Source organism: Endobacter medicaginis (assembly GCF_014192375.1).
In the GTDB taxonomy this organism is placed as follows: Bacteria; Pseudomonadota; Alphaproteobacteria; order Acetobacterales; family Acetobacteraceae; genus Endobacter; species Endobacter medicaginis.
In genome coordinates this window covers 176,791-188,728 of sequence record NZ_JACHXV010000002.1, presented here as the reverse complement: position 1 = coordinate 188,728, position 11,938 = coordinate 176,791, and the positions used below count along the sequence as shown (strand labels likewise).

9 protein-coding genes are annotated in these 11,938 nt (G+C 66.7%); 2 read left to right on the top strand and 7 right to left on the bottom strand.

The features are described from left to right. Positions 1–9 precede the first annotated feature (9 nt). Positions 10–2,439, bottom strand: a complete 2,430-nt coding sequence (locus FHR90_RS02970) for a TonB-dependent receptor (RefSeq protein WP_176621953.1) — start codon at positions 2,437–2,439, stop codon at positions 10–12. Between the two features lie 122 nt (positions 2,440–2,561). Here FHR90_RS02970 and FHR90_RS02965 point away from each other — a divergent pair, with 122 nt between their 5' ends. Beyond that, a complete protein-coding gene (locus tag FHR90_RS02965; protein ID WP_338082144.1) occupies positions 2,562–3,563 on the top strand; it encodes a LysR family transcriptional regulator in 1,002 nt (333 codons plus the stop codon). Then, on the top strand, positions 3,560–4,885 hold the full coding sequence (locus FHR90_RS02960; RefSeq protein ID WP_176622774.1) for an MFS transporter: 1,326 nt from the start codon (positions 3,560–3,562) through the stop codon (positions 4,883–4,885). Before FHR90_RS02965 ends, FHR90_RS02960 begins: the two co-directional genes overlap by 4 nt. On the opposite strand, the gene FHR90_RS02955 is transcribed toward FHR90_RS02960, so the two are convergent. From FHR90_RS02955 to FHR90_RS02930, 6 genes are all read right to left on the bottom strand, one after another. Then, positions 4,839–5,735 carry a pirin family protein gene (locus FHR90_RS02955; protein ID WP_176622772.1) on the bottom strand — a complete coding sequence of 299 codons (897 nt, stop codon included), beginning with the start codon at positions 5,733–5,735 and terminating at the stop codon, positions 4,839–4,841. The genes FHR90_RS02960 and FHR90_RS02955 overlap by 47 nt on opposite strands. Positions 5,736–5,758: 23 nt before the next feature. Beyond that, positions 5,759–7,006 (bottom strand): phosphoglycerate dehydrogenase, encoded by a 1,248-nt coding sequence (gene serA / locus FHR90_RS02950; RefSeq protein WP_176622770.1) that lies wholly within the window; start codon positions 7,004–7,006, stop codon positions 5,759–5,761. A gap of 86 nt (positions 7,007–7,092) precedes the next feature. Next, positions 7,093–7,890, bottom strand: a complete 798-nt coding sequence (locus tag FHR90_RS02945) for a class I SAM-dependent methyltransferase (protein ID WP_176622768.1) — start codon at positions 7,888–7,890, stop codon at positions 7,093–7,095. After that, positions 7,887–9,068 carry an acyltransferase family protein gene (locus FHR90_RS02940; protein WP_176622766.1) on the bottom strand — a complete coding sequence of 394 codons (1,182 nt, stop codon included), beginning with the start codon at positions 9,066–9,068 and terminating at the stop codon, positions 7,887–7,889. The genes FHR90_RS02945 and FHR90_RS02940 overlap by 4 nt, the downstream gene beginning before the upstream one ends. A gap of 1 nt (position 9,069) precedes the next feature. Further along, positions 9,070–10,485 (bottom strand): glycosyltransferase, encoded by a 1,416-nt coding sequence (locus FHR90_RS02935; RefSeq protein ID WP_176622764.1) that lies wholly within the window; start codon positions 10,483–10,485, stop codon positions 9,070–9,072. Between the two features lie 2 nt (positions 10,486–10,487). Then, on the bottom strand, positions 10,488–11,840 hold the full coding sequence (locus FHR90_RS02930) for a glycosyltransferase (RefSeq protein WP_176622762.1): 1,353 nt from the start codon (positions 11,838–11,840) through the stop codon (positions 10,488–10,490). Between the last annotated feature and the right edge of the window lie 98 nt (positions 11,841–11,938).

The following is an 11,938-nucleotide window of genomic DNA, read 5'->3' as shown; positions in this document are numbered from 1 at the left end:
CCGTCTCCGTCAGAAACCGGTGGTGAACGAGCCGACGACGGCAAGTCCGCCGCCGACGATGTAGAGGGGCGCGACACCGCTCACGGTGTGGCCGTAGATACCCTGGGTGGCCTTGGCATTGGCGGTAGCGCCAGCAAGCCCGGACAGGTAGGCCGAGCCGCCCAGATTGGCGATGTTGAGCTGTACCTGGGGATGCTTGGCCGGGCCGATGCTGTGGAAGCGATAGCCGGCGGTCAGATCGCCGACCGCGTAGCCGGGAATATGCTCGTCGTTCATGAAGGTGGTGTACTGTCTCGAGACGTAGTTCGCGGCGAGATTGCCGAAGAACGTGCCGTCGTCATAGGACAGCCCGATTGCCCCGGTGAATTTCGGGCTCAGCACCGCGACCTTCCCAGCCGTCGGCAGGATGTCGGCGCCGGCGTTGAAATTGTTGTCCATCGTCGCGTGCAGGTATTGCGCCGAGACATAGGGGCTGAAATGGTGCCACGGCCGCAGCCCGATCTCCGCCTGCACGCCGCGCGATGTCTTGCCGCCCGCCTCCAGCGGGATCGGCAGCGGGATCGCGTTGACATAGAGGTAGGATTTCACCTGTGTGTTGGTAATGTTGTAGTTGAAGAACGAGGCGGTGATGTTGACCAGGCCGTAGTGGCGCCAGCCGAGCTCCTCGCCGATCGTGTATTCGCCCTTGAGCGGATTGACCACCGAGACCGCCGTCGGCTTCGACGACGAGAACAATTGTCCATAGACCTGAACCGAGGCCGGGGCGCGATAGGTGGTGTATCCATCGGCGTAGATCTGGTCGTGCGGGCCGAGCTGCCAGCTCATCGCGACCTGTGGCAGCGGCTGGTCGTAGCTCGCACCGTGATGATAGACCGCGCCGGGGATCAGGTTGGTCGAATAGCGGCTCACCAGAACCATCTTCAGCCCCGCGCTCAGTGACAGCCGGTTGCCGAACAGCTTGAGCGTGTCGAACACGAACGGGCTGTTGAGCTGCTGGATGAAGTTCATGTCCAGGGTGGCGTATTTCCTGCCATCCGGCATCAGGATATTGTGGTCGAGATAGCGGTTGGCGACCCCGCCCTGGAAATCCGCGACTCCATAATAGATCGGCTCGTCGAGATCGAGATAGGAATAGACCGTGCCGGCCTGGAAGGTGTTGTGGCCGTGCTCCCAGGTCAGATACGTGCTGAGGATGCCGGTGCGCTGCGGCACCGGGTTGATGCTCTGCACGGTCGCAACCCCCTTGGTGGTGTAAGGCAGGTTGAGGTTCACCAGCTGGTTGCCGAAATAGCTGTTGTTGGCCAGCGTGGTGCCGCTGTCGTAGTACTCGTTGAAGCGTGCGAAGGTCGGCGTCGCATGCAGGGTGAGCTCGTCGGTCAGACGGAACACCGTCGGCGCGATCACGAACAGCGAATCACGTGTGTAGGTGTTCAGACTTGCCGAATAGATCGCGCCTGGCGTGTAGCCGCCGGTATAGTTGAAGCCGCTGCCGTACTGCTTCCACTGCGCCATCGTCGGATTGCGGAACGAGTTGGCGAAATAGTCGTCCCACGACACGATCAGGGCTGCGGAGTTGCCGTCGCCCCATTCGCGGATCGCCTGAGCGTCGAGATGGTATTTGCGCTGCGTGCCCACACCGCGCCATTGGTCGTTGCCACTGGCCGAGAACGACACGAAGCTGCGGATGCCGCTCTGGCCGAGCTCGCCGGAATCGAGGCGCAGGAAGGTGCGATAGAGCGATTTCGAGCCGCCGCTGACATCGAGCGTGCCGCCCGTCTTCTGCTGTGCGGGCCGAAGGGTGATCGACATCAGTCCACCCGCCTCGTTGTAGACCGGTGCGGTCAGGTCGGGCGCACCCTGGGTGATGGTGACGCGGGCGATGTTGTCGGTATCGACGACGTTCTGGGTGAACGGCGTGTAGTTGATTGAATCGCTGATCGGCGCGCCCTCGTAGACGAAGCCGATCTCGGTCTGGTCAAGCCCGCGGATCGAGAGATAGGTCGAGGTCTGACCAAGCGGATCGGCACTCGCCGACACCACGCCGGGGAGCGCCTTGACGAGCGCGATCGGGTTCGAGGTCGGCGACTGCTTGGCGATGTAGTCGCGGGTGACGGCGCTGATCGAGATCGGGGCGGTCTGCTTGGGCATCAGGCCACCACCCGGCGTGGTGTTGGTCACGCCGTTGGCGCTGCCGATCCCTGCATGGACCATGATCTCGGTCTGACCGGGATCGACATGGCTGTGCTCGAGGAAATCCGAATGATAGCGCGAGGCCGAAGCCGGCTTCGCCTTGCCTGCCGGACGCGCGGCCTTGACGGGCGCGTGCTGTGCATGGGCGTGACCGGCGAGGGCGGTCGAGGCGAGCAGCAGTGCGGCGCAGGCGCCCAGTCTCGTGCTGGTGGCGACCAGGCCTGATCGGTAACGCGAAAATCTCGGCACGTTGTCTCTCCACGGAGGTGAGGTCTGGCCGACGTGTCTGTCCCGTTTGTGTCGCGGCTCTGATCGTCCGCTTTCCGAAAGATTTGCATTCGCGCAACAATGCGTTCAAATTGTTTCTCATCATGGGAACTATGAATGCAGTTCATATAGATCCGGGGGTCGATCGCGCTTCATCGCGACGCCGGATCGATCTGAACCTTGCCCTCACTTTCCTGGCCATCCTCCGCGAGGGCAGCGTGAGCCAAGCCGCCGACCACCTCTCGTTGACCCAGTCCGCAGTCAGCGCGTCGCTGCGCCGATTGCGGCTGCTGTGCGGCGACGAGTTGTTCATCCGATCACGCCGCGACGGCATGGTGCCGACCCGCCGCGCGCTGGCGATGGCCGAGCCGGTGGCAGAGGCGGTCGGTCTGCTGCGCCAGGCCATGCTGGGTGATGCGCGGTTCGACCCGCGCCGCGCGCGGCGGCAGTTCGTGCTCGGGCTGGTGGCCGGGCTCGAGTCGGCGGTCGGCCCGGCGATCCTGCGCCGGCTGCTGGATTTCGCCCCGCAGGTCAGCGTGCGGTTCCGCGAATGCAGCGACGCCGAGCTGCCGGCGCTGATCGAATCGCGTGCCGTGGAAATCGGGGTGGGCACGTTGTCGAGCCGGCCGACGCGGCTGCATCAGGACATGCTCGGATCGGTGCGCTTCGCCTGCATCCTCGATGCCGAGGCCTGCGGCGTGTGCCTGCCGCTCGATCTCGAGTCCTACCTTGCGCTACCGCATGTGCTGGCGTCCGGCGCGCGCCGCGACGGGCCGGTCGATCTCGCGTTGCGCGCAATCGGGCGCGAGCGCCGGGTGGCGTCGGCGGTGACGCATTTTTCCGCCCTGCCGGCGTTCCTGATCGGCATGCGGGCGGTTGGTACGGTGCCGATCTATGCGGCGCGGTCGATGGCGGCGGTCTCGCCGGCACTGTCGCTGTCGGAGGCGCCAGTGGCGATCCCGGCGCTTCAGATCGCGCTCATGACCAATCGCGACGGGGTGGCCGATCCAGGCGTGGTCTGGTTGAAGGAGGTGGTGGCCGAAGAAATCAGGATGGCGCTGTGCCTGCCCTGGGAGGCCGCGCCGGCGGGGGACGGTGCGTCATGACTGCAAGGCCCGTGCGCCGCGACACGAATCCGGGCGTGACCCGGAGGAAGACCCTCGCGGTCGGGCTCGGCAATTTCCTCGAATTCTACAATTTCCTCGTCTTCTCCACCTTCGCGCCGATGATCGGCCATTCCCTGCTGCCGCAGGGCGGAGCGGCGAGCCAGTCGGTGGTGGCGTGGAGCGCATTCGCGATCTCGTTCATCGCCCGTCCGCTCGGTGCGGTCGCGCTCGGCAGGGTGGCGGAGCGGCGCGGACGCCGGCTGGCACTGCTTGCCAGCCTCGGGCTGATGGGGCTGGGCTCCGCAATGGTGGCGTTCTGCCCCGGCTATGGGCGGATCGGCTGGATCGCCACCGCGATCACCATTGCCGGCCGGCTGCTGCAGGGCTTTTCCGACGGCGGCGAGGTCGGGCCGGCCTCGGTCGCACTGTTCGACATTGCACCGCCCGGGCGGCGGATGGGGCTGGTGCTGCTGCAGTTCATCACCCAGAACGCCGCCGCCACGACCGGGGTCTGTGTCGGCCTTGTGTTGTCCGCCTGGCTGTCGGAGGCCGCTCTTTATGCCTGGGGCTGGCGGGTGGCGCTGGCCGCGGGGCTGGCGATCGTGCCATTCGGCCTGTGGCTGCGGCGTGGGCTCGATGTCGGCGAGACCGTGGGCCGCAGTGCAGCGGAGAGCGAAACCCGGCTCGGCGCACGGCACGCGCTGGTGCTGTGCACCATGCTCGGCACCACGTCGATGGCCTATGGTCGCGCTTATGGCGTGACCTACGGCATCACCGTGCTGCGCATGCATCCGCGTGCGGCGATGGCGGCGATGGCGCTGGGGCTGGCATCTTCGGTGGTGGGCATGATCGCAGGGCTGATCCTCACCCGCCGGCTCGGTGCGCGGACGCTGACCATCGTCGCGTTGCTCGGGTCGATGCTGATCTGCGAGCCGCTCTATGCCTGGGCGGCGGCGGACCGGAGCTGGGGGGTGCTGGCGATCGCACAGTCGCTGATCGGGCTGGTCGGCGCGATGCCGTTCGCGCCGTTGCTGCTGGCGATGCTGACCGCGTTTGCGCCCGCCGAGCGGGCCACCGGGTTCGGACTGGTCTATGCGCTGGCGGTCGCCACCTGCGGGGCGACGACACCGGCGCTGCTGAGCTGGCTCAACGCATTCGACGGCAACCCGCTCTGGCCGGCGCATGTCTATGTGGTGGCGTCAGCGATCGCGCTGGCCGGCGGCCTCGCCCTGCTGGCGCGCAGCACCGATCCGGAACTCGCGCCGGCCACGCCGCTCACATCGGCGTCGGCGACGGCAGCGGGTCGTCAGGCAGGGGGATGAACTCCTCGTGGTCGGCCGGGGGCAGCGCCATCCGCCCCGCCTTCCAGTCCGACGCCGCCTGTATCAGCCGGTCCTTCGACGACGAGACGAAGTTCCAGTACAGGAACCGTTCACCGAGCGGTGCACCCCCCAGCACCATCACCGTCGATCGTTCCAGAGCCCGCAGCCGCGAGGCATGTCCGGCCACCACCGCCATCCTGCCCGCAGCCACGGTGCGGTCGCCGAGCTCGACGCTGCCGGTCGCGACATAGACCGCACGTTCGGCGTGGCCTGCGGGGATCTCCGCGCTCGCACCCGCCTCCAGGTCGAGATGCGCGTAGAACAGCGGCGAATGGGTGCGCGCGCCGGCCCGCAGCCCGTAGGCCTCGCCGGCGATGAGCTGCCCGTGGACGCCGTCGCTGCTCCATTGCGGCAGGTCCGCCCCCTCGTGATGGGTGAAGGAGGGCTCGGCCTCCTCGTCGCCCACCGGGAGTGCCACCCAGGCCTGGATGCCGTGCAGGTGGTCGCCGACCCGCTGCGCGCGCTCGAAGCGTTCAGAGTGGGTGATGCCGCGCCCGGCGGTCATCCAGTTGACTTCCGAAGGCCGGATCGCCTGCTCAGAACCAATCGAATCGCGGTGCATCACCTCACCGGCGAACAGATAGGTGATGGTCGACAGCCCGATATGCGGGTGCGGGCGAACGTCGAGCCCGTGATGGGTGCCGGGCGCGAGGTCGATCGGGCCCATATGGTCGAAGAACACGAACGGCCCGACCATCCGCCGCCGCGCGAAAGGCAGCACGCGCCCCACCTCCAGCCCACCGCCGAGCGAGCGCCGGCGCTGCTCGATCTCGAGTTCGACGAGGGGCATCCGCTTTCTCCCGGTGTGCGGGTTCAGTCTTCCCGATACAGCAGCCGCGCCCGGATGGTGCCGTCCAGTTCGCGGATGGTGTCGAGCAACTCGCGGTCGGTGCCGCGCTCGAGCTCGGCTTCCACCACCACATAGCCGATTTCGCCATCGGTCTGAAGATACTGGGCGGCGATGTTCGCACCCGCATCGGCGAACGCGTCGTTGATCCGGCGCAGGATGCCGGGCGCGTTGCGGTGCACGTGCATGAAGCGCGTGCCGCGCGGCGAGGCCGGAAGCTGCACCTGCGGGAAATTCACCGCGCCGGAGGTCGCGCCGGTGTCGGAATACTCGGCCAGCTTGCGGGCCACCTCGACGCCGATGCGCTCCTGCGCCTCCGCCGTCGAGCCGCCGATATGCGGGGTGAGGATGACGTTGGGCAGGCCCTGCAGCGGCGAAGTGAAGCGGTCAGCGTTGGAGCGCGGCTCGACCGGGAACACGTCGATCGCCGCGCCCAGCAGATGTCCGCTCCGCAGCGCCGCCGCCGCCGCATCGAGGTCGACCACCATCCCGCGCGCATTGTTGATCAGGAAGCTGCCCGGCTTCATCTTCGCGATCTCGGCCGCGCCGAACATGCCTTCCGTCTCGGGCGTCTCAGGCACGTGCAGGCTGACCACGTCGCTCTCGGCAAGCAGCCCCTCGAGGCTGGCGGCGGCGATCACGTTGCCATGGCCGAGCTTGTCGGTGATGTCATAATACATCACCCGCATGCCGAAGGCCTCCGCCAGCACCGAGAGCTGGCTGCCGATATTGCCGTAGCCGACGATGCCGAGCGTCTTGCCGCGCACCTCCCACGAATTGGCCGCCGACTTGTCCCAGCCGCCCTGATGCGCGGCATTGGACTTGCCGACGATGCCGCGCATCAGCATCACGATCTCGCCCATCACCAGCTCGGCGACCGAGCGGGTGTTGGAGAACGGCGCATTGAACACCGGAATTCCGCGCCTGCGTGCCGCACCCAGATCGACCTGATTGGTGCCGATGCAGAAGCAGCCCACCGCGACCAGTCGGTCGGCGGCGGCGAAGGCCGCTTCGGTGAGTTGCGTGCGCGAGCGGATGCCGACGATATGTGTGCCCGCCAGCGCCTCTGCGAGTGCCTCACCTTCGAGCGCGCCCTTCAGCCGGGTGACCTGCGTATAGCCATGCGCGGCCAGCCACTCGACCGCGGTGTCATGGATACCTTCCAGCAGCAGCACCTTGATGCGGTCGCGGGGAAAGGACAGCAGGTCGGACATGATACCTCCGCATCCCCGTCCGGAGACGGCCCGGAGGGAGGGTCGGCCTTACCTCATCCTGCCGCGGCCGCCAACGTAGGTCAGCGTCAGGCTGGTCTGCGCGCGATGACGACCTGGCTCTTCGGCAGCGCGCTGTCGAGCGCGCGCTGCACGCGCAACCCGTCCTTGGTCTGCAGCATCAGTTTCCAGGTTGTCGCCCACGCATCGAAGACGGGATGACGCTCGCCAAGCTCGACTCCCGTGCTCCAGAACATCGCCCACCAGACGGCCTCGTAGAACCCGTAGGTGTCGGTCCGCACGATCTCGAAGCCGGCATTGGCAAGGTGCTGAACAGTGTGCTCGGGCTGCAGGATGCGGATATGGTTGGGATGGGCGAAATAGGACGGCGGCGCGATCTCCTGCTGCACGGCCTCGGAACGCGGATGCGGGCAGGCGAGCAGCAGCAGTCCGCCCGGACGGGTGATGCGGAACAGCTCGGCGGTGAGAGCGTCGGGATCTTCCACATGTTCGATGACTTCCATGCAGATCGTGCGCGTGGCCGTAGCATCCGCGATCGGCAGCGCCTCGCCGTTGCCGTGCCTGGTCTCGACCCGGCCCGGCGCTACGGCGGCGACGCGGGCACCAGCACGGACCAGCCGGTCGGCGTCGAGATCCGACAGGATCACCCGCGCCCCCTGCCGGGCGCAGAACAGGCTCGCGCCGCCATCGCCGCAGCCGATATCGGCGACCACATCCTCAGGCCCGACCGGAAAGCCCGGGTAGAGCTGACCGAGATCGGCGCGAAACCAGCCATGCAGGCTGATCGCGTGCAGCCCGACATGTGCCAGCTCGTCGTCTTCCGGCGGTGGCGTTCGAATGTCCATCGGGGTCAGGGTCTGGCTCATCGGGCGATCACCGTTTCGCGAAGGGAAGGGAGGGCGTGCGGCGACTGACGGCGGGCGCGCCACCGGGTCGGGAGCTCGACCAGCCGGTAATTGAGGTCGGCGACGACCAGACAGGCGACGAGCGTACCCACGACATACAGCCATGACCCGAGATGTTTCGGGTGGGACGACTGGAGCGCAAAGCGGAAGACCAGTTCGTGCGCCGAGGCGAAGACCGGGATGTGGACGAGATACAGCGAGTAGGATCGTAGGCCCACCCATTCCAGCCCGCGGCGCAGCCAGCCATCCGCCATGAGCAGGTCGCGGTCATAGGCCGCGACCCAGACCAGACACCCCGCCAGCAGTGTGATCGGCAACAGCCGGAACGAGACGATCCGCAACGTTTCCGAGCCCAGCAGCACCAGCAGCAGCACGATCGCGGCTGGCAAGGCGATGCGGCGTGCGCCGAGCGCGGCGAGCGCGTCGGGACGCAGCGCCGCCATCACTGCCGGCCGGTGCCTGAACCCCCAGGCGAGCAGTACGCCGCAGGCCAACCCGCCGGTTCGTGTCATCATGCCAAGCGGTGTGACGACCTGAACGCAGCTCAGCAGCATGGCCGCCAGCGGGATCATGACCCATCCGCGCAGCGTCAACAGCGCTATCGGCAGCAGCGCATAGAACTGCTCCTCGAGCGACAGGCTCCAATACGGAAACACCAGGCCGCTATCGCCACGCCCGAATGTCTCCGCCTCATGGAAATTCATCAGATTGAGCAGGGCCGCGACGATGGCCGAAACGTTTGCCTCAACGGAGCGGAATGCGCCGGAACGGTTGAATACCACGCAGCCCAGCAGGATCAGGCCAAGCCACAGCCATGCTGACGGCAGCAGCCGCCAGGCCCGTTGACGATAGAATGCCACGCACAGCCCGAGACCGCTTCCGCGAGGCGCGCCTTCCACAGCCGGGAGCAGAACGCGTGTGATGACAAAGCCCGAGATGACGAAGAACAGATCGACCCCTGTCCAGCCTTGTCCGTAGCGCGACAGGAACGTGCCGAACGCGCTGCTCCAGTAAAGCAGATTGTCAGGCATGTGCTGCATCAGCACCATCAGGATGGCGACCCCGCGCAGCACGTCGATCTCGGCGATCCGCCCACGCGCATTGCCCGGGGCAGGGCAGGGAGGTGGCGGGGCGGCCACCTCAGTCCGCCGAGCCGGCATCGGCAAGGGCCTGCCATGGCGACGCTGCGCGGCCGCCATCCTGTCCCGATCGCAGCCGCACCACATCCGGAGTCTGAGGTTCAGGCGCCGAGCTGACATGGGTCACAGAACCCGGTCGGTGACGGACCCGATCGAGGAAGCGTGTCAGCTGCTTGAGCACCACCTGCCGCGAGCAGTGCGCGCGCAGCCCGTGATGCGCGGCCCTCGCCATGCGGTGATAACTGGCGGCGTCGCTCGTGGCGACCCGAAAGCTCTCCCGATAGGCGCCGAGCAGGGATTCGAGGTCGATCCGGTGCCTGCGGGTACGGATCGCCTCGCGCGGGTCGTGGGGCCAGTGAAACGGTTCGAGCGAACTGCGCACGACGAAGGCGTTGGCCTCGCTGATGTAATCCCGCATACCTGTATGCGCCGGCGAGATGGCGGGCTTGCCCGCGCTCATGTATTCCATCAGCGGCAGACACTGGCCTTCGCCGAGCGAGGTGTTGAGCGCGTAGGTCGAGATCTCGAGCAGCCGCGCGTACTCGCTTTCCTCGAGAAACCCGTCGATGATCACCATCCGGCAGCGCGTGGGCTGCACCTTGGCGAACTCCTCGACCATTGCCTTGAGCGCGCCCTCGCATTTGCGGTTGGTCGCCTTGAGCACCAGCGTGGCGCGCGGCTCGTCGCGCAGCGCCCAGCCGAAGGCTGCGATCATGTCGGAAAAATTCTTGCGCCCGTCATTCGGGTTGAAGATCGCCGTGTAGATCACGCCCGAGAGGGTTACGGCATGGGTGAGAGCCCGCTCGCGCCGGCTGCCCGGCAACTCGGCCTGCCCGTCGCGCCGACGCGCCGCACAGGTGTAGGGGGCCAGGTCGAAGGTGGCGCTGTCGATGATGCGACCGCGAACGTTCAGCAGGGTCGGTGGTGTCAGCACGCTGTTGCGCGTCGGATCGTAGGCTGCCGCGTGACGGTCCCAGACCGGAGCCGGAAGGCTCACGATCGGATACGCCCGGCCCAGCGCATTTCGCACGACGTCGACGGTGAAGCTGCTATGCGTGATCGCCTGTCCGACACGGCGCAGCAGGGCGCTCCAGTCGTCGCGCCAGTTGTCCGACCACGTCTCGTTCGGAAGCGTGTCGAATTCCCAGGCAAACACCGGAACCGTCGGGCAGACGAGGCCACCCGGCACGAGATGCGGTGGCGCGAAGCACAGGAAGACGCAATCGATGCCGCGACGGATCGCGGCGTTGTGGATACGGTCGACCTCGTGCTCCGGATCGGTGATCTCGATGACGATGCCGAGTTGCTCGAGCAGCGGCCGGAATTCCTTGAGCACGAAATAATAGCTGTATTCCGCGCGACCGAGATCGCGCGCGATGGTCCGCGAATTGGTCGGCGCGTAGACGAGGATCAGCATGATCAGACCTCCTCCGGCGTCTCGGCGAATGACGCCGTACCGAGGAACCGGCGCAGCGTCTTGCCGATCCGGGCTCGCGAACAGTAATCGTGCATCGTCTGTCGGGCGGCGTGCGACATCGCCAGCCGGCGCTCCGGTGGTCCTTTCAGCATTGCCGCCGCGGATTCATATGCCTCGACGATGCTGTCCCACTCGATGCGATAGCGCATGGTACGGAACATCGCCTGCGGATCGTGCGGCCAGACGTTGTGCTCGAGCGTACCGCGCACGATGAAGGCGTTGTCGGGTGTGATGTAGTCGGCCATTGCGGTGTGGTCGGGTGCGATCGCCGGTGCACCGGTGCTCATGAACTCCGCCAGCGGCAGGCACATGCCCTCGCCATGCGAGGTGTTGACGATGATGTCGCTCACCGAGGCGAGGTCGCGCATCTGATCGTCGTCAAGCCATGCGCCGATTGCGACGACCCGGCAGGCGAACGGTCCGCACTTGAACAGCAGGTTCTCGAAATGCGGCAGGAAGGACTCCGGCTCGCGATGGATGATCTTGACCACCAGTGTTGCGTCCGCGGTGTCGCGGAAGGCCCAGATGAAGGCGCTGACGAGGTCGCGCCAGTTCTTGCGCCCATCCTTGGGCGCGAAAATGGTCGTGAACACCATTCCGTCGAATACGATCTCGTGGACCGGATGCAGCAGGGCATCGGGCACATGGGCCGGCGGAACGGTCAGTGGCGGCACTGGCGGGATCTGCAGCGCCGGCGCGTCCCGCAGTGGCCAGAACGGGGCGGTCTGGCCGATGCCGGTGAGGCGCGTGTCGCGCACGACCCCGGCGCCGATGCGCAAGACCCGGGCCTGCCCGTCTGTCATCCGCCTTGGCTCGACACTGGCCCAGGCATCGTAGACCGGGGCAGGGATCGCCGCGACCTCGCAGTAATCGCCCATCGCGGCACGCACCTGCGCGGCCGCAAATTCCGACATCGCGATGCTGCGGCCATGGGCGAGAAACACATGCCGCCAATCCTCGCGCGGATCCTTGCTCCAGCCGCCGGTCGGCAGGGTGGTGAACTCCCAGGCGAACAGGCACACGGTCGGACAGGCCAGCCCGACCGGAGCCAGGTTCGGCGGACAGAATGCCAGCAGCGTGCAGGGTTCGCCCAGCGCCGTGAAATGAACGTGATAGCGGTCGGCCTGGGCCGGATCGTCGATCTCGATGACCGTTTCGGTCTCGGCGAGCATGTCGCGATAGGCATCGAGCAGGAAGCGGTAGCTGTACTCCGCCTCGCCTACCGGCGCCCCAGCGCGCCTCCCCGCTGCCTCTGGATTCCTGGCCGAACTGCCGAGATACAGCAGGAAACTCATCGACTTTCACTCCCTGGCCCGCCAGGTCCGCCGCGGAGGCAGGACCAGGCAGCTAAGCCGTCTACGCTCCGGTCTTTGCCGGGATTGTCGTATACGTC

What these genes read in the sequence shown, in the direction of transcription:
- FHR90_RS02960 (WP_176622774.1), top strand. Translation starts at nt 3,560, where the DNA reads ATGACTGCAAGGCCCGTGCGCCGCGACACGAATCCGGGCGTGACCCGG.
- serA (WP_176622770.1), bottom strand. Translation starts at nt 7,006, where the DNA reads ATGTCCGACCTGCTGTCCTTTCCCCGCGACCGCATCAAGGTGCTGCTG.
- FHR90_RS02930 (WP_176622762.1), bottom strand. Translation starts at nt 11,840, where the DNA reads ATGAGTTTCCTGCTGTATCTCGGCAGTTCGGCCAGGAATCCAGAGGCA.
- FHR90_RS02935 (WP_176622764.1), bottom strand. Translation starts at nt 10,485, where the DNA reads ATGCTGATCCTCGTCTACGCGCCGACCAATTCGCGGACCATCGCGCGC.
- FHR90_RS02955 (WP_176622772.1), bottom strand. Translation starts at nt 5,735, where the DNA reads ATGCCCCTCGTCGAACTCGAGATCGAGCAGCGCCGGCGCTCGCTCGGC.
- FHR90_RS02945 (WP_176622768.1), bottom strand. Translation starts at nt 7,890, where the DNA reads ATGAGCCAGACCCTGACCCCGATGGACATTCGAACGCCACCGCCGGAA.
- FHR90_RS02965 (WP_338082144.1), top strand. Translation starts at nt 2,562, where the DNA reads ATGGGAACTATGAATGCAGTTCATATAGATCCGGGGGTCGATCGCGCT.